Source organism: Halocynthiibacter styelae (genome assembly GCF_016123485.1).
Classification (GTDB): domain Bacteria; phylum Pseudomonadota; class Alphaproteobacteria; order Rhodobacterales; family Rhodobacteraceae; genus Halocynthiibacter; species Halocynthiibacter styelae.
Map to the genome: position 1 here is coordinate 1 of NZ_JADCKQ010000019.1, position 15,769 is coordinate 15,769.

A 15,769-nucleotide genomic window follows, 5' to 3' on the forward strand; every position below is an offset into this window, starting at 1 on the left:
AATATATAAACGGGTTCTACAATCCACGTCGCCGCCACTCAGCATTGGGGTGGAAAAGCCCCGTCGCTTTCGAAAGGAAAGTGGCTTAAACGAGCACTTGGGGCGGCACGAAAGCGAGACAGGTCCAGTTATGTAGTTGGCTGCCTAATTAGTCTACCTGCCCATCGCAGACATGTAGACAGTCATCCGACCGAGATGAAGATCCACGTCCACTTTGACGAGCTGAACAGCTCTAGAACAATCTCATTTCCGGATCATAACTCAGGCGAATGTCAAACGCAGACATAAATGCCTGGGCAGCCTCCATATCTTTAAAATAGAATGATGAAGCATCGACGCAGCCGGGCTGTTTATCGCTTGCCCATGCGTATTCCCCTGCCCCACATTCCTTGTTGAGCCATACAAGCATGTCATCCAGTTTCCTGCCATATCCGCACTCAGGTGTTTCCACTCGAATACGGATCGGGAACTTTTGTTCAGCCCGGTTCTTATATTGAGATCTGGCGCGCCCTCTGGTCATGCGGTGAGAACATAAGGAGAACAATCAAGTATAGCAAGCAACCAAATTCACCACCCACAAACCTGCTCCCCATATCTGTTCTGGCTGTCGATCACTTCTGCTGCCTGCCGGTCTTCACGTACAAGGACCACAGCGACCGCACGGTCAAACCGGATCGGCTGCGCAATATCGCAGAAATCCCCTTCCGGTTTCACGCACCCGCTAACGGCTAAGACGGTCAACAAGGCCATCGTCGGTTTGCTTTTCAACATCGCGTTCAATCTCCTGTTTGTGCTGGATTGCTTCATGGCGGGCTTTGAGGGTCTGACGTTCCGTGTCGTGTCTCTGGGCGCGCCTGGCGTCCAAACGGAGCCACGACACCAGAAAGGCCACAAACGCGCTGAGAGCGGCCCAGATCGCCGCCTTGGTGGGGATGTGCTGAAACATCAGCGGCCACCAAACTGTTTTGCAATCGCATCCAGACCAAATGCAGACGCAGCCAGTGCAAGACACGGCCATGTAATGAACTCAGCCACCCGCAATGCCTGGGCATCGTAGACACCCCAGACGCAAAACCCCGCCCAAAACAGGGCAATAATAATCGCAAATTCGCGTTTATAGGTTTTCATTCTTTGCATCCTTTCCGAAGAGAACCGCCAGGGCGGACAACAGGCGCTCGATGGTCGACATCGGGCCGTCTGCTTTCGGCTGTGGCGCGATGGTGCTGACGGCAGGTTCCTGCTTTGCCACCCAGACCTTCGCTTGCGCCCGGACCTCAGCGACCCGTGCAGACCAACCATTGCGGAAGGTCGGCCAATGGCGCAGCCGTTTCATGAAACGCAGGCGGCGATCACAATAGCGATCAATCAACGCAGCCGCATCGGCGCGAGACGCAAGGCCAAGGGTTTCATTCCCAATCACCCCGTCAACCGTCGCGCCGATCTCTGCCTGAAGCCAGCGCACAGCACGCGCCGGGCCACTGTTTACCGCCGCATCGAATACGCAATAGGCTAGGCCTTCGGGCAGTTCATCCGCCTGGATCGCGCCCCAGTATTGTACCTGATAGATGGCCGCGACCTCGTTATGTGTGATCTGCCGCACGTGCCGGGGGGCAAGCCCATGACGGGCGCGGTAGTTGTCATAGGTGCGCTGCGTGACGCCTTTATTCGTCGCGCCACCCGGATCATCGGGGTGGTTCACATAGCCGCCTTCATGGACAGCCAGCAGGGCAAATGCCCGCTCAAAACGGTTCATAGTGTCCTCCATAAAAAAGCCCGCACGCGGCGGGGTGTGTCAGGTCAGGTTTTCGATTGAGGCCACTATGGCAGGCCGTATTTCCCATTCAGGTACTGCTGGACAGTGCCCGCATCCTCGCTCGTCAGAGGTGACGAGAAGGCCAGAACCTCACAGATCGGCCCATGCCAGGACCGGGACAGAGACGAGCTTTCCTTGCGCCCAAAGTTGGACACATTGAAGCTTGAAAGCCCCTGATCCGCTGCAGAAAAGCGAAGCACCGACAACGGCAACGTCAGCACATTTCCAAGAGTTATGCGTTTATCAAACATGCGGTTTTCCTTTTCTACTCCAAACCCATTGCAAAAATCGCCGCCCCATCATTCCGAAATAGGCGACCCATGTTTTTAAGCCCGGCGCACCCGCACTGCGGGCAGCATCAAACCACTGGCTGTCGGAGAACACCGCGCCGTTGCCATCTTCCAGCAGGATGTCATGCACGACAGCCGCTTTCAGAAAATACGGATCATGCGGCGACCAGAGCCATTGCAGGCTACGCGGAACAGAGCTTTCAAACTCCCGGCCCTCTGGCACATGTAGCTTCAGGCCTGCCCCCTCCCGGCCAATGTCCCAGGTGAAGGCTTGCGTGACAACGTAGCCACGCGCGCCCCCTGCTTCACACCACGCCGGGGTCATGAAATTGTTTCCCGCGCGACAGTCATTTCCCAATCGGATCGGATTTCTTCAACCTCTGGAACGGTGATGCCCGGCAGGTTCATGCTGCTCACCCAATCGACCAGACCCAACGTTTCAGCCAGTCGATAGGTCTGCGAATGGAACGCCTTCGCTTCAAGTTCTGCCCGATCAGGCCCGGCGGGCATTGCTGTGAGAACGTCCTGAATGAGGCTGCGAAACCCGCTCACATCATCATGCGTGAAGAAACGCCATTCGGCAGGTGAAAGATCGCGATGCAGCGGATCAGGCGCTGCCGGGCCATCTTCAGAAAGCGTCCAGTCGTTGCTGGTCGCCATTTCAGCGAGCGCTTCTGGAGCCCCCTTTTTCAGACCCAGATAGTTGCCTTCTGCATCAAAAGCGTGGCGGATAATGTCGTTGCTTACATCCATGAGAAAAGCTCCAATTTCCAATCCACATCACCAGACAAACCCTGAGTTCCGCCCCCGGCCTGATTGATGATGTCCAGATATTTAGAAGAGTAGAAAATTTCGGTGCCATTTGCCCCGAAGGCCATGCCGCCAACTTGATACCTGTAATGCGACCCAAGCTTAATCCGGTCTCCCGGTGAATATACGCGCAGGTGAACTGTCTGGCATGTCTTGCGGCCTGTCCGATCTCGACCACAAGCTGGGCGGACTGCACCCGTCTGACCTGATCATTCTGGCCGGTCACCCATCCATGGGCAAAACCGCGCTTGCCACAAACATCGCCTTTCACGTCGCTCGCACCTATCAGAAAGGCAGGCGCCCCGATGGCAGCGAGGGCGCAATCACGGGTGGCATCGTTGGTTTCTTCAGCCTGGAAATGTCATCTGAACAGCTTGCCGGTCGCATCCTGTCTGAGGCTTCCGAAATCCCCGGCCAGCAGATCCGGCGCGGCGACATGACGGAAGATGAATTCCGCCGCTTTGTGGATGCCGCAAAGGATCTGGAAGCCTGCCCCCTGTTCATAGACGACACACCAGCCCTACCCATCGCACAACTTGCGGCCCGCGCCCGCCGCATGAAACGCACCCACGGCCTTGACCTGCTGGTCATTGACTACCTGCAACTGTGCCGGGGCATGTCGAGCGGCCACAACCACAACCGGGTGAATGAGATCTCAGAAATCACCATGGGCCTGAAAGCCATCGCCAAGGAACTGAACGTCCCGGTGATCGCCCTGTCGCAGCTCTCCCGTCAGGTTGAGAACCGCGAAGACAAACGACCCCAGCTGTCTGATCTGCGCGAATCCGGTTCTATCGAGCAAGACGCCGACGTGGTGATGTTTGTCTATCGCGGCGAATACTACAAAGAGCGCCAGAAACCCAACGACCACGAACTGGACAAGGTTGCGGCCTGGCAAGATGAAATGGACCAGCTTGCAGGCAAGGCCGAAGTCATTGTCGGCAAACAGCGCCACGGACCAATCGGCAACGTCGATCTCGCCTTCGACGGCCAGTTCACCCGCTTCAGTAATATCGCCAAGGAATGGCAATCAGATAACCAAGGATGGGACGCTCCATGACTGAAATTGATACAGGCCCAAAGGCGTACCGGATTGTAGGAGGTTGAGAATGGCACAAGCCCGAACAACAGAAGCTCTTATTACGAGCGCAGTACAGGCATCAAAAAACGCTGGAATTCACGTCGGCGCAGTTGAGGTCGAAAAAGGTGGCGTCGTTAGGATCATTGCAATTGACGCGATGCCGAAAGTAAAATCTCCTAAAGGGGAAAACACATGCGACGACATTCTCGGGGCTCTGTAAGGCTGAAGGGCTTGAAGATTTCAGGTTCGTTTCCATCTGGAAATCCGCGCTATTACCTTCGCCAAAACGATGCAAAGGACATCCCTTTGCCTGACGCGCCTAAAGATAGCCCGAAGTTTCTGAAAGCTTACGCACTGGCGCTCGAAGGCAAGAAGGCCGGTTCTCCTCGCATTGACCATAGAACCGGGACCATTGGCTCCGCGATCAGAGCCTTTATGGCGTCCGATCACTTTTTAACCAGAGCACCAGGCACGCGTTCGAACTGGCGACGAACCTTGGAAGAGTTAGAAAACGTGTTCGCAAAAGCAAAAATCACAGATCTCGAATCGCGTCATATTCGGAAGTACCTTTCAAAGTTCGCCCCACATCCAGCCAACAACCGCCTCAAAGTTTGGCGGGCACTTTGCAAATGGAGCGTTGACGCAGGTCTGATAGATTCGGATCCCGCCCGCGATGTGCGAAAGCGCGCCATCCCCCAGTCAGACGGGCACATCCCATGGACGAAGACCGATGCAAAGGCATTTCGCGCGCACTGGCCTGTCGGAACAACACAACGCTTTGCCTTTGAACTTCTATGCCATACCGGGGCGGCAATCGGCGATGCAGTCAAACTTGGCCCCAGCAACATCAAAGACGGATGGTTGACCTACAAGCGTTCCAAATCAAAGACTTATTGCACAATCCCCTTTAGCACCGATTGGCCCCACTGGTTTCCTGGCAGCAAAGATCTTCCGGATTGCATCAGCGCCGCCCCGCGCGCCCTGACATTTCTCGCGACACCACGAGGCCTTCCTCGTTCAAGCAAAGCGGTTGGGCAATGGTTCGCGAAAGCAGCACGTGAAGCAGGGCTGGAAAAGGGTAAAACCGCTCACGGAGTTCGGAAATATCTAGCCGTGACCATGACGGAACGCGGAGCAACAGATGAACAGCGAATGGCCGTCTTGGGGCATGACACCACCAAACAAACGCTCGAATATAGCAAAACAGCAGATGCAAAGCGGATCATTTCGGGAACAAAATTTGGCAACTCACCCGAAAAAGTTGTCAAAAACACAATATAAAGACTTACTTTCAATAGTTTAGGAAATTGCTGGCGATCCCGCGAGGACTCGAACCCCGAACCCTCTGCTTAGAAGGCAGATGCTCTATCCAGTTGAGCTACGGGACCGCCGTTTGACCTGAAGGTCATCCGCTGTATCGCCAAAAGTGGCGGGCAGTGAAAGAGAAAAATCCGGCAGGCGGTCAATTTCTGCCGGAAAACTGTGTTAGTGCGTCCAGACCTGGCGACGATCAGTTGCAAAATTTTCGCCATAGCCATTGGGACGGATATTGGCTTTGCGGGTCTGGGGTTCCTGAATCATCACCTGAATGCCATTGTCTTTGGCATAATCAAGGGCAGATTCCTTGCTGTCAAAAGACATGCGGACCTGGCTTTGTGTATCATCCGAGGACGTCCAGCCCATCAGCGGATCAATCTCACGCGCGGAAGACGGCGCGAACTCCATGATCCAGTTCTTCGTTTTCGCGGTACCGGACTGCATGGCATTGCGGGCTGGCTTAAAGAGACGGGCGCGCATGGGCTCTCCTCGGCTAGAATAACGTATGCAGCAGATAACGCTAAAGTGGCGATCAGCGCAAGGGATGATACCCTGTTTCTGAGTGGAAGAAAGCGCAGGTTGGTTGCCAGACGAGGTGGGGAGTGAGGGGTGGGTGGGTGGTTCACCCGATCTGGCAACCGTTTCTGCTGCTTGCAAACTCAGGTTACGCCGCAAGTTGTTAACCACGCAAGGCTAAAATTACCTTAAGTTGTAATTATTTTCACCTTTATCCACCTGAAGGGAAATATTTAATTAACCTTTTTGCGCTCCCTGCCCTGAAAAACGCGCCCTGCCCTTGCAGCAGAACAAAAAGAGGACAAAAATGCATCAAGCAAGGGAATCACATCGTGACAGAGACGGATCTTCAGACCAGCCAGGCCAGCGGCCTGACCAAAGGCGCCGGGCGCAGCAAGCTGACCAAAATGGAAGGCGGCAAACGCTTTGTCATGCACAGCGATTTCTCCCCTGCCGGCGATCAACCCAAAGCGATTTCCGAACTGACGGCAGGCATCCATGACGGGGAACGCGATCAGGTGCTGCTGGGCGCAACCGGCACCGGTAAGACTTTCACCATGGCCAAAGTGATTGAGGAAACGCAGCGTCCCGCGATTATCCTCGCCCCGAACAAAACCCTTGCCGCGCAGCTGTATGGTGAGATGAAAGGGTTCTTTCCGGAAAATTCTGTCGAGTATTTCGTCAGCTTCTATGACTATTATCAGCCCGAAGCCTACGTGCCGCGATCTGATACGTTCATTGAGAAAGAAAGCCAGATTAACGAACAGATCGACCGGATGCGCCATGCGGCGACGCGGTCTCTGCTGGAACGGGATGATGTGATCATCGTCGCCTCGGTCAGCTGCATCTATGGTATTGGCTCGTCCGAAACCTATACCGCAATGACCCAGGATCTGATCGCAGGCAATGATTATGATCAGCGCGAAATCATGTCCGGCCTGATTGAACAGCAATACAAACGCAATGATAACGCTTTTTCCCGTGGCACGTTCCGGGTGCGCGGTGACAGCCTGGAAGTCTGGCCAAGCCATCTTGAAGATCGCGGCTGGCGGCTGTCGTTCTTTGGCGATGAACTGGAAGCGATCACCGAATTTGACACACTGACCGGTGCCAAAACGGCCGATCTGGAAAAGGTCCGGGTCTATGCGAATTCGCATTATGTGACACCCCGCCCGACGCTTTTGCAGGCGGTGAAATCCATTAAGGAAGAACTGGCCGTGCGCCTGGCTGAATATGAGGCCGAAGGTAAGTTGTTGGAATATCAACGCCTTGAACAACGGGTGAAATTTGACCTCGAGATGATTGAGGCCCAGGGCTATTGCAACGGGATTGAAAACTATTCCCGCTATCTGACCGGCCGCAATCCGGGTGAACCGCCCCCCACCCTGTTCGAATATATCCCGGACAACGCAATTGTGTTTGCCGATGAAAGCCATGTGTCCGTGCCGCAGATCAGCGGCATGTATCGTGGCGACAGACGACGCAAGGCGACACTGGCGGAACATGGGTTCCGCCTGCCATCCTGCCTGGACAACCGACCGCTGAAGTTTGAAGAATGGGATGCGATGCGCTCACAATCTGTGTTTGTGTCAGCCACACCCAAAGACTGGGAACTGGAACTGACCGGCGGCGTTTTTGTCGAACAGGTGATCCGTCCTACAGGTCTGCTGGATCCGGTGATTGAGATCCGTCCGGTTGAGACACAGGTTGATGATCTGTTGGATGAAGTGCGCAAAATGATTCAGGGCGGTTTCCGCACGCTTGTCACCACCCTGACCAAACGCATGTCCGAAGACCTGACCGAATATCTGCACGAACAGGGCATCAAAGTGCGCTATATGCACAGCGACATTGATACGTTGGAACGCATTGAAATCCTGCGGGATCTGCGGCTGGGGGCCTTTGATGTGCTGGTCGGGATCAACCTTTTGCGGGAAGGCCTGGATATTCCGGAATGTGGCCTGGTGGCGATTTTGGACGCGGATAAAGAAGGCTTCCTGCGCTCTGAAACCTCGCTGATCCAGACCATCGGTCGTGCCGCCCGAAACGCTGAAGGCCGCGTCATTATGTATGCCGATAAGATCACCGGTTCGATGCAGCGCGCCATGGATGAAACCGACCGCCGCCGCACCCGTCAGATGGCCTATAATGAAGAACACGGCATCACGCCTGCGACGGTGAAGAAGAACGTCGAGGATGTTCTCGCCGGGCTTTACAATGGTGATGTGGATATGAACCGCGTCACGGCCACTGTCGATAAACCTCTGCACGGCGCAAATCTTGAAGCCCATCTGAACGGGCTGCGTGACGAAATGCGCAAGGCGGCTGAAAACCTTGAGTTTGAGGAAGCCGCCCGCCTGCGCGATGAGGTCAAACGTCTTGAGGCAGTCGACCTTGCCGTCGCAAGCGACCCGATGGCCCGCCAGAGCAGCATTGATGCAGCCGTCGAAGAAGCCCACAACGCCGGCGGCCGGTCAAGCGCCGGCAAGGCAGGGATGCGGGCCCGGAAAGGGAAACGGCGGTGACTACCTCAGAATGGTGCCCAACAAGCCTGGGCACCTGCTAAAGTGGATGCTGCCTGAATACAGTAACTGTAGTCCTGCACCTGCGCCTCGAGCTGCTCTCGTTCCCGGCTCAGATTTCTCTGACTGCGCTCCAGCTCAGCAATCGTATCACCCCGATCATTGTATCGGCGTACAAGGTCGTTGTACTCGCCTCGCAGGTTTTCATATTCTTCAACGCAATCACTGACATCTGACTGACATGCGAAACCTTCGTAATTGCATTGGTAGCTTTCAAAGCACTCTGCAGAAGATGAAACACATTTTCCCATTGAGGAACAAACGGTGTCGCCATAGTCGAGACAGGCTGGCCTCCCAAATGAACAGCTGAAATTTTGAGCGGAAACCGGAAGGGCTAACAGCAGTGAAAACGAAGCAAGCACTGAAGCCATACGCATAGATTTATCCCTCAAAAGATAGTTCTTGCGGCTCACCATACGCACACCCCCCTAATATGAAAGCCCGGCTTGAATTTTAACTCAAAAGAGAAAGAAACTTCTCCCTCAGCTCACCTCACAAACCCGTGAGGTCGCAATTCGGCCCTGATCCGGCCTCAGTTTCGGTGCGTTGACATGCGATCCAAGTCCCTCAAATGTAAATCAAATCTGTAACAAGTTCGTTCGTTTCAATCATAACACTGGGGAGTGCGTTATGCTTAAACGCTTGCTTACCGCTGTCTGTGCAACAGGTTTTGTTGCAACAGCTGCGGCCGCGGATCCGACCTGGATGCTGGGTGGTACAATTTCCTTTGGGGGGAATGCGTCACCGGAACTGGGCCTGACCGCAAAAATCTTATCATCTGACCAACGCGACGATGTCGTCGGTGCGCTTGGCGTGATCTACTGTTACGGGACATAAGTACTGTCATATGAGGGATTAAGTTGGATTATCCGGGATCAAGTGGGATTGGCCTTGTTTATAAGGGCGTACCGGATGTTATCCAAAGGGAACTTCTCAAAGGGCGGGACAAAAGTAAAGGGGTGATATCCGGGGTGATCCGGGAGGCGACCTGAACGGGCGGAGTTTTGAAAGGTGATTTTGAAAGCGGTTTTCAAAAGCCTTCAAGGCCCTTTTAAACAAGGCCTGAGAGGCTTTCAAAAATATGACGATGCCTGGAATTTTTGAAAAGGGCGTTTTTAAAAGGTGGGACGCAACGTCCTACCTTTTGTTTTTTCAGTCCCACTGCGCCTATTCACCAATAATATAAGGCAAAAGTCACCACGCCGCGCCGCAAAATCCGCTCTCAAAGGTAGGACGCATTTTGCACCACTATTTTTCCTACGGTGTCCGGCAAAAATAGACCACGCGCCCGACAACGCGCAGATCTTCCATGCGATCCGGGGCGATGGTTTCAGGTGGGTAAATCTGATTGTCGGAAATCAGATCAATGGTGTTGTCGATGCGCTTGCGCGCGCGCTTCACCAGCAGATCATCGGCAACGCCCAGGACATAGATGCCACCGCCGTTGATGTATGCCTGGCTGTGATCCACCACCAGAAGCGATCCGTCAGGGATGGTGGGTTCCATGCTGTCGCCGCTGGCCCGGATGATAGAGCAGTGTTTGGGGGATGCGCCCAGATCATGCAGGAAGCCTTCCTGAAAGCCGATGTCACGCACGATAACCTCTGATGCGACAGCAGCACCGGGACCGGCAGAGGCGCTGATATCATATTCAGGCAGATAAGTGAGGTATGGTAGATTATTTTCTACCCCAAGGGATTCTCTCCCTGAATACTCTGGCTCCGATCCTTTGGTGCCAGTCAGTATATATAATACATCTGCGCCAATTTCAGAGATTGCAGCAAAATAATCCCCGTCTGGGCTGGTTTTGCCCTTCTCGTAATTTATCTGCGAATGCTTCTTTGCACCCCCGACTTCAGCAAAGTCTGGCTGGTTCATGCCAAGCCTGATGCGTTCCTCACGTAATCTCTCATGAATGGTAGACAATATTCAACTTTCCTGTTGACGGTAGATAATATTCAACCTAATCTCATATTTAACGCAGCCAGCTAAGGCGCAGACTGATCTAGTGAGGAAAGATGGCACAAAGGGAAATGAATTTCCAGCCCGGCGCAGTTTTACACGATGCAATAATCGGGGCCTTCAAGATGCACGGCGGCAGCTTTGAGCGCTGGTGCCGTGAGAAGAAAATCAACCCGACCGTTGCCCGTCAGGCCACTACCGGACAATCACGCGGGAAGAATGGTCGCAACATTCTGGCAGAGCTTGTGGAAGCCGCCGGGCCGGAAATCGTCCGTCAGGTTTATGAGAAGCGTGTGTTGGAACATGCCGATGAGCTGCGCAAAGGGCAGCGCCGCTAATGCGTGATGGTTGCTGCAATGGCTGGCGTATCAGCCCGCTGCCAGCGGGTTCTGGTTATCGCTTTAAGGTCACGCGGGATGGTCGGTGTGAACAGTTTTACACCCGCACCGCCGCGCTGAAATTCGCTTATTTTAACTGAGGTCTGAGAGCAGATGTATAAGATTGAGTTTGAAGATCAGGGGCAGGATCTGCTGCGCCTGACATGTGATGAAGAAACCGGGGAAATTCTTTCTGCGGAACCTTTCCACAATGACCGTTACTCTGACGGTCGGCATTTTGTGAATGTGTCAATGCTGCAGTCTTATCGGATGGTCAGCTATCAGAACCCGGACAATGAAACCGTTTTCTTCAAGTGGCCCATGGAGCGGCTGTTTCTGAACGGTGAGCTTCTGGCGTCGGCGGTACAGCATGAGGTCGAGCACAGTGCAGGTCGTCAGACACGTGGTTGGCGTGACATGCCACGTGTCTGCCTTCCGGGATACATCCTCAGCCTGCCATTCGCGTATATAGCCAGTCTTCTGCAGTTGGCTGGGCCGGAAACTCACTTGCTAATTGAGCGCCACCTCGAACAGCGTCCCGATAACCGCCGCCCAGGTTATCTGCAACGTTGGCTGCGAGTTGCAATGCGTTGGCTGATCTTATCACCCAATGCCGCGCAGCAATCCATTCCTGGAAAAACTGTATCCGGTTCTTTTTCTGCGCCCACTTCTCATCCTGAGACGGAGTCTGAGCGAGAATATTCAGAACACGTTGAGACGGAGCACTGACAATGTTTTCTACGTCAACAATCCGCTTTGTTTGCTCAAGGCTGAATAGCTCTTCCATGTCTTCGTCCGAGAGCAGGTCCAGTAATTCATCGGCCCGGTGCCGTGCCTCGTTTGCATATCTGTGCAAATTTAGTCCTCTCATGAAATCCCTCCGTCATTTGTTTGGACGCTATGACGATAGGGCGGGATGCACTGCAATGAAACCTCCCCATGAGGTGCATTCCGACTTTATTCGCCTCCGTAAAGCTGCCCGCTACGTTGAGGCGTCACGCGACCCCGGCACTCCCCGCCATCACGACGACAGCCGGGGTCGCGTAAGGTTTACGGATCATCCGTGGTGGCCCTGGCTGGACGCTACCATAGGCGGCGTCAGCCTCTTCGTCATATTCTTTGGTCTGCTGGCTATGGAGAGCTACTTTCAATGAGTGTTGAACTTCTGAACCTGTCTGAAATCACCGTTGCGGACCGTCTGCGGTCTGTGGATGAGGACTGGGCGAAAGCCATTGCGCAGTCCATCGAAATCAACGGGCTGATGGAACCGATTGTTGTGCGCCCGGTAAAGGGTGGCGGCTATGCTCTGGTGGCTGGTGCGCACCGTTTCCGGGGGCTGGAACTGGCCGGACTGGATGAGGCGGAATGTAAGATCCTTGACCTGACAGAGGCTGAGGCACGTCTGGCAGAGATTGACGAAAACCTGATGCGCCGGGAAATGAGCGCGCTTGACCGGGCTGTGTTTCTGGCAGAGCGCAAGCGGGTTTATGAGGAACTGCACCCGGAAACTGTGCATGGTGGCGACCGGGGAAATCAGCACACTGGTGGCAAGTCGCAAACATTGCGACTTGGCAGATTTACCGAAGATGTGGCTGAGAAAATCGGCCTGTCTGAGCGCACTATTCAGGACGCCGTGGCGCTTGTGAAACGCCTGACGCCTGAGGCCCTGAACGCCCTGCGCGATACAGAAATTGCCTCCAACGGGGCGCAACTGAAGGCGCTGGCAAAGCTGGAACCTGCGGATCAGGAAGAGATTGCCGGGCTGATCAAAAGCGGCGGCATTAAATCTGTGGCGGAAGGTGTGGCGCTGAAAAGCGATGCGCCCGCGAAGAAAGAGGATGATCCGCGCGAAGCATGGTTCCGGGCTGTGCGCAAAACATGGTCGCAGGGCAGCAAGCACTGGCAGAAAGCATTCCTGGAAGAGATTGGCGCTGAGTTCAAATGAAAGACTGGTGGTCCATATCAGAGCTTCACGCACTGGGGCACAATGCTTTGCCGGGGACTGTGCGTCGTATTCGCAGCTTTGCCGAAACCAACTGGCATGCGCACAGCACCTGCTGGCGTGAGGTTGAGGACAACGGCGGCACCCGTCGCGAATACCACCGCTCTCTGTTTCCCGGCTCTCTGCAGGTGCATATCACGCATCTGGAAGCCATGGCAGAAGCCAAAGATATGGATGCCAAAGCGGCAGAGGATGCGGAATGGGCGGAGCGCTGGGATGCTTTTGCCCGTGCCTCTGAACATGCACGATCAGAAGCTGAACTGCGCCTGCAGGCTGTGACCATGTTCCTTGATCTGGAACTGAGCCTGACCGCGACCGTCGCTTATGATTACGTTGCCCGGAAACTTGGCGTGTCAGCGCGTTCTGTCATGCGCTGGCGGGATATGGTTGGCGGCGTCGAAAAACGCAACTGGCTGGTTGTGCTGATGCCTTCTGCCAAGACAGGCCGCAAAAAGACAGACCTGCACCCGGATGCGCTGCAATACATCATCACAGATTATGTGCGCAATGAAGGGCCAAGCTTTAAGTCTTGCTATGACCGCCTAAAGGATGTGGCGGCAGTTCAGGGCTGGGGAAAGCTGCCAAGCTGGAAAACCCTGAAACGTCGGGTTGAGGATACAGTCGGATACCAGACGATTGTTTATTGGCGTGAAGGAAAAGACCGTGCGATGCGGCTGTTTCCGGCACAGGAACGGGACAAGAGCTGTTTCCACGCGATGCAGGGCGTCAACTCTGACGGTCACGTTGCGGATACCTGGGTGTTGTTCCCCGATGGCGAAATCATGCGCCCGACCGTTGTGGGCTTCCAGGACCTCTATTCCAATGCAGGTCTGAGCTTCCGAGTGGGTAAGTCTGAGGATAGCTGGCTGATCCAGCTTGCGGCTGCAGATATGATTGAGCAGCATGGTATTCCTGAGGATGTCTGGTTTGATAACGGCGCAGCCTTCTGGTCCAAACATATTTCCGGCGGCGCAACCAAAGGCTTCCGGAAGAAAGAGGCTGATGAACCACTGGGGATGCTGCCAAAGCTTGGCGTCACGATCCACGCGACAACAGTTTACTGGGGTCAGGCAAAGCCGATTGAACGCCTCTGGAAAGATCTGTGTGACCGGGTCGCCAAACACCCGGCCTGTGCTGGTGCATACACTGGCAAAGATGCCCTGAGTAAGCCGGACAATTACAAGTCAAAGGCCGTGCCGCTGGAAACATATGAGCAACTGCTGGCCCGTGAAGTTGAGCGCTACAATGAGCAAACCGGGCGCAACACCCGTATTGCTGCCGGGGGCAGCTATGGGGATGCGTTCCGGGAAAGCCTGGAACATCCTGATGTTCTGATTGCCCGTGCGACCCCGTTGCAGAAACGTCTGATGTATCTGGCGCGTGAGGATAAACTGGTGCGCAAGCCGGACGGTGCAATCCATATGCTGGGCAACCGCTACTGGAATGAAGATCTGAATGAGCTGATGGGGAAGCGTGTGACAGTGCGTTATGACCCTCAGAACCCGACGGATGATCTGTTTGTTTACACAATGAAAGAAGATCGGTTCATCACGGCTGCGCAATGCATTCATGCCGCGCATTATAATGATCCGGCTGAAGCAAAACGCCATTCTGATATGCGCAACAGTTCTGTTAAGCGCTGGCGCAGCGGTCTGGCCGATGCTTCCAAATATACGGTTGAGGATATCGCTGCCATGACGCCCGGCATTGATACGCCCGGCACAGTGCGGATCCCGAAGAAGCAGAAAATGCAGAAGGTTGTCGGGCTGAACTTTCAGGATGTGGAAACGCCATATGAGGGCGTTGATGCCGAAGAAGGGCGCAGCCGCATTCAGGCGCAGCGCGCAAATGATGGGTTCAGTCGCGGTGTGACAGCCAGTCTGGGTGTGACGGATATTTTTGATGTCGGAAGTAGAAAATAAATCGGCGGGGATACTGGCATATCCCCGCCTTCAAAACGGCCCAAGGATGAGATGCGGGCTATCAAACGAGGAGAAAAGTAACATGAATGTAGCAGTGAAACAACCACCTGCAGGCAACAGTGTCTGGGCGATGCCGCAGAGCAAGCCAGCCGGGTGCAGCGATGACGTGCTTTCCCGTTGGAATGCCGCAACGGATGAGCTGCGCAAGCTGGCGCTGGAAAAAGGCTGGTCAAAATCCGAGGTTGCCCGGCGCGCGGATCTTGCGGTGGGCACATTTTCTGGCTGGTATGACGGAACCTATAAAGGCCGTTATGACACCAATACCGCGAAGATTGAAAACTTCCTTGCGGGGTTTCAGGCCGCAAATGCAGCTACCGCTGCCCTGCCTGATGATCCGGGCTTTGTGCAGACCTCTATCGCACGTTCTCTGTTTGAAACCTTCACCTATGCGCAGGCACTGCCAACCATGGGCGTTGCAATCATCGGTGCTGGTCTTGGAAAAACAATGGCTGCAGAGGAATTTGCAGCGACACGCCCGCATGTCTACCACGTGACCCTCAGCCCATCTGTCTGCACCCCGCATAAGATCAATGTTGAGATTGCAGATGCGCTTGGCATTAACAGCCGCGACAGCAACTCGCTGCGCGCAAAGATCATTGCCACGCTGAAGCATTCAGGCTTCAGTTCTCTGCTGATCATTGATGAGGCCCAGAACCTTGATGCGGACTGTATCAATGAGCTGCGCTATTACCACGACAAAGCCAAATGCGGTCTTGTGCTTCTGGGGAACAATGAGGGGAAAATCCCTTATAAAAGTTCACCACAGTTGCACCGGCGTCGGGGCCGTTCCTTGCAGATCATGCAGCCTGATCCCGCTGATGCAGAAATGCTGCTGAATGCCTGGAAGGTGAAAGATCCGGAAGTGCGCCGTGTTGCCGCGCTGGTCGCCAGCAAGCAAGGGCATTTCGGATCCATGACTGAAACTCTCAAATCTGCGGCGATGGTCGCGCGTGGTAATGGCCGGGCGATCACTGCTGACGATATCCGCGACGGATATTTCCTGCGCGGTGATGGCGATCTGAAGGAAGGGAAATAAG

General features: G+C 54.5%; 19 protein-coding genes, 1 tRNA gene and 1 pseudogene. 9 read left to right on the top strand and 12 right to left on the bottom strand.

Annotated features, from left to right (window positions below; translation table 11 throughout):
- Positions 1-721: 721 nt before the first annotated feature.
- The 6 genes from H1D41_RS17075 to H1D41_RS17100 all read right to left on the bottom strand — a co-directional run bounded on the left by H1D41_RS17075 (position 722) and on the right by H1D41_RS17100 (position 2,856).
- Positions 722-946 (bottom strand): hypothetical protein, encoded by a 225-nt coding sequence (locus tag H1D41_RS17075; RefSeq protein ID WP_228850061.1) that lies wholly within the window; start codon positions 944-946, stop codon positions 722-724.
- Positions 946-1,128, bottom strand: coding sequence for a hypothetical protein (locus H1D41_RS17080; protein ID WP_228850062.1), 183 nt, complete (start codon positions 1,126-1,128; stop codon positions 946-948). Before H1D41_RS17080 ends, H1D41_RS17075 begins: the two co-directional genes overlap by 1 nt.
- Entirely contained in the window at positions 1,115-1,753 is a 639-nt protein-coding gene (locus H1D41_RS17085; RefSeq protein ID WP_228850063.1) for a glycoside hydrolase family 108 protein, read from the bottom strand. Before H1D41_RS17085 ends, H1D41_RS17080 begins: the two co-directional genes overlap by 14 nt.
- 65 nt (positions 1,754-1,818) lie before the next feature.
- Complete coding sequence (locus H1D41_RS17090; RefSeq protein WP_228850064.1) at positions 1,819-2,064, bottom strand: hypothetical protein; 246 nt, start codon at positions 2,062-2,064, stop codon at positions 1,819-1,821.
- Positions 2,057-2,428, bottom strand: coding sequence for a DUF1353 domain-containing protein (locus H1D41_RS17095; protein ID WP_228850065.1), 372 nt, complete (start codon positions 2,426-2,428; stop codon positions 2,057-2,059). The genes H1D41_RS17090 and H1D41_RS17095 overlap by 8 nt, the downstream gene beginning before the upstream one ends.
- Positions 2,425-2,856 (bottom strand): hypothetical protein, encoded by a 432-nt coding sequence (locus H1D41_RS17100; protein ID WP_228850066.1) that lies wholly within the window; start codon positions 2,854-2,856, stop codon positions 2,425-2,427. The genes H1D41_RS17095 and H1D41_RS17100 overlap by 4 nt, the downstream gene beginning before the upstream one ends.
- Before the next feature lie 202 nt (positions 2,857-3,058).
- On the opposite strand from H1D41_RS17100, the pseudogene H1D41_RS17105 reads away from it, so the two are divergent.
- From H1D41_RS17105 to H1D41_RS17115, 3 genes and pseudogenes are all read left to right on the top strand, one after another.
- Positions 3,059-3,973: pseudogene (locus tag H1D41_RS17105) on the top strand (DnaB-like helicase C-terminal domain-containing protein); the annotation flags it as partial.
- A gap of 49 nt (positions 3,974-4,022) precedes the next feature.
- Entirely contained in the window at positions 4,023-4,214 is a 192-nt protein-coding gene (locus H1D41_RS17110) for a hypothetical protein (RefSeq protein ID WP_228850067.1), read from the top strand.
- An 11-nt stretch (positions 4,215-4,225) separates the two neighbouring features.
- A complete protein-coding gene (locus H1D41_RS17115) occupies positions 4,226-5,275 on the top strand; it encodes a tyrosine-type recombinase/integrase (protein WP_228850068.1) in 1,050 nt (349 codons plus the stop codon).
- A gap of 30 nt (positions 5,276-5,305) precedes the next feature.
- On the opposite strand, the gene H1D41_RS17120 is transcribed toward H1D41_RS17115, so the two are convergent.
- A tRNA-Arg gene (locus tag H1D41_RS17120) sits at positions 5,306-5,382 on the bottom strand.
- Positions 5,383-5,479: 97 nt separating this feature from the next.
- Positions 5,480-5,791, bottom strand: coding sequence for an ETC complex I subunit (locus H1D41_RS17125; RefSeq protein WP_228850069.1), 312 nt, complete (start codon positions 5,789-5,791; stop codon positions 5,480-5,482).
- Positions 5,792-6,234: 443 nt separating this feature from the next.
- On the opposite strand from H1D41_RS17125, the gene uvrB reads away from it, so the two are divergent.
- Positions 6,235-8,352: an excinuclease ABC subunit UvrB gene (gene uvrB, locus H1D41_RS17130; RefSeq protein ID WP_228850121.1), complete on the top strand. Its 2,118-nt coding sequence runs from the start codon at positions 6,235-6,237 to the stop codon at positions 8,350-8,352.
- A gap of 5 nt (positions 8,353-8,357) precedes the next feature.
- On the opposite strand, the gene H1D41_RS17135 is transcribed toward uvrB, so the two are convergent.
- The gene (locus H1D41_RS17135; RefSeq protein WP_228850070.1) at positions 8,358-8,786 is read right to left on the bottom strand and encodes a hypothetical protein; all 429 of its coding nucleotides are present in this window, start codon (positions 8,784-8,786) and stop codon (positions 8,358-8,360) included.
- Positions 8,787-9,039: 253 nt separating this feature from the next.
- Here H1D41_RS17135 and H1D41_RS17140 point away from each other — a divergent pair, with 253 nt between their 5' ends.
- Positions 9,040-9,246 carry a hypothetical protein gene (locus tag H1D41_RS17140; RefSeq protein WP_228850071.1) on the top strand — a complete coding sequence of 69 codons (207 nt, stop codon included), beginning with the start codon at positions 9,040-9,042 and terminating at the stop codon, positions 9,244-9,246.
- Positions 9,247-9,666: 420 nt separating this feature from the next.
- On the opposite strand, the gene H1D41_RS17145 is transcribed toward H1D41_RS17140, so the two are convergent.
- On the bottom strand, positions 9,667-10,335 hold the full coding sequence (locus H1D41_RS17145) for an XRE family transcriptional regulator (RefSeq protein WP_228850072.1): 669 nt from the start codon (positions 10,333-10,335) through the stop codon (positions 9,667-9,669).
- A 92-nt stretch (positions 10,336-10,427) separates the two neighbouring features.
- Between H1D41_RS17145 and H1D41_RS17150 the strand changes: the two genes are divergently transcribed.
- Positions 10,428-10,709 (top strand): hypothetical protein, encoded by a 282-nt coding sequence (locus tag H1D41_RS17150; RefSeq protein ID WP_228850073.1) that lies wholly within the window; start codon positions 10,428-10,430, stop codon positions 10,707-10,709.
- Between the two features lie 487 nt (positions 10,710-11,196).
- Here the strand turns inward: H1D41_RS17150 and H1D41_RS17155 are convergent, their stop codons facing one another.
- Positions 11,197-11,619 (bottom strand): hypothetical protein, encoded by a 423-nt coding sequence (locus tag H1D41_RS17155; RefSeq protein ID WP_228850074.1) that lies wholly within the window; start codon positions 11,617-11,619, stop codon positions 11,197-11,199.
- A 124-nt stretch (positions 11,620-11,743) separates the two neighbouring features.
- Positions 11,744-11,899, bottom strand: coding sequence for a hypothetical protein (locus H1D41_RS17160; RefSeq protein ID WP_228850075.1), 156 nt, complete (start codon positions 11,897-11,899; stop codon positions 11,744-11,746).
- Here H1D41_RS17160 and H1D41_RS17165 point away from each other — a divergent pair.
- The 3 genes from H1D41_RS17165 to H1D41_RS17175 all read left to right on the top strand — a co-directional run bounded on the left by H1D41_RS17165 (position 11,899) and on the right by H1D41_RS17175 (position 15,768).
- Entirely contained in the window at positions 11,899-12,693 is a 795-nt protein-coding gene (locus tag H1D41_RS17165; RefSeq protein WP_228850076.1) for a ParB/RepB/Spo0J family partition protein, read from the top strand. The two genes, H1D41_RS17160 and H1D41_RS17165, sit on opposite strands and share 1 nt — an antisense overlap.
- On the top strand, positions 12,690-14,672 hold the full coding sequence (locus H1D41_RS17170) for a transposase domain-containing protein (protein ID WP_228850077.1): 1,983 nt from the start codon (positions 12,690-12,692) through the stop codon (positions 14,670-14,672). The genes H1D41_RS17165 and H1D41_RS17170 overlap by 4 nt, the downstream gene beginning before the upstream one ends.
- A gap of 82 nt (positions 14,673-14,754) precedes the next feature.
- Positions 14,755-15,768: an AAA family ATPase gene (locus H1D41_RS17175; RefSeq protein ID WP_228850078.1), complete on the top strand. Its 1,014-nt coding sequence runs from the start codon at positions 14,755-14,757 to the stop codon at positions 15,766-15,768.
- Position 15,769: the final 1 nt, after the last annotated feature.

Bases quoted from the DNA above. Each gene is read 5' to 3' on its own strand.
- H1D41_RS17135 (WP_228850070.1), bottom strand. From the start codon at position 8,786: ATGCGTATGGCTTCAGTGCTTGCTTCGTTTTCACTGCTGTTAGCCCTT.
- H1D41_RS17165 (WP_228850076.1), top strand. From the start codon at position 11,899: ATGAGTGTTGAACTTCTGAACCTGTCTGAAATCACCGTTGCGGACCGT.
- H1D41_RS17090 (WP_228850064.1), bottom strand. From the start codon at position 2,064: ATGTTTGATAAACGCATAACTCTTGGAAATGTGCTGACGTTGCCGTTG.
- H1D41_RS17100 (WP_228850066.1), bottom strand. From the start codon at position 2,856: ATGGATGTAAGCAACGACATTATCCGCCACGCTTTTGATGCAGAAGGC.
- H1D41_RS17110 (WP_228850067.1), top strand. From the start codon at position 4,023: ATGGCACAAGCCCGAACAACAGAAGCTCTTATTACGAGCGCAGTACAG.
- H1D41_RS17080 (WP_228850062.1), bottom strand. From the start codon at position 1,128: ATGAAAACCTATAAACGCGAATTTGCGATTATTATTGCCCTGTTTTGG.
- uvrB (WP_228850121.1), top strand. From the start codon at position 6,235: ATGGAAGGCGGCAAACGCTTTGTCATGCACAGCGATTTCTCCCCTGCC.
- H1D41_RS17170 (WP_228850077.1), top strand. From the start codon at position 12,690: ATGAAAGACTGGTGGTCCATATCAGAGCTTCACGCACTGGGGCACAAT.
- H1D41_RS17125 (WP_228850069.1), bottom strand. From the start codon at position 5,791: ATGCGCGCCCGTCTCTTTAAGCCAGCCCGCAATGCCATGCAGTCCGGT.
- H1D41_RS17140 (WP_228850071.1), top strand. From the start codon at position 9,040: ATGCTTAAACGCTTGCTTACCGCTGTCTGTGCAACAGGTTTTGTTGCA.
- H1D41_RS17075 (WP_228850061.1), bottom strand. From the start codon at position 946: ATGTTTCAGCACATCCCCACCAAGGCGGCGATCTGGGCCGCTCTCAGC.
- H1D41_RS17175 (WP_228850078.1), top strand. From the start codon at position 14,755: ATGAATGTAGCAGTGAAACAACCACCTGCAGGCAACAGTGTCTGGGCG.
- H1D41_RS17095 (WP_228850065.1), bottom strand. From the start codon at position 2,428: ATGACCCCGGCGTGGTGTGAAGCAGGGGGCGCGCGTGGCTACGTTGTC.
- H1D41_RS17150 (WP_228850073.1), top strand. From the start codon at position 10,428: ATGGCACAAAGGGAAATGAATTTCCAGCCCGGCGCAGTTTTACACGAT.
- H1D41_RS17155 (WP_228850074.1), bottom strand. From the start codon at position 11,619: ATGAGAGGACTAAATTTGCACAGATATGCAAACGAGGCACGGCACCGG.
- H1D41_RS17085 (WP_228850063.1), bottom strand. From the start codon at position 1,753: ATGAACCGTTTTGAGCGGGCATTTGCCCTGCTGGCTGTCCATGAAGGC.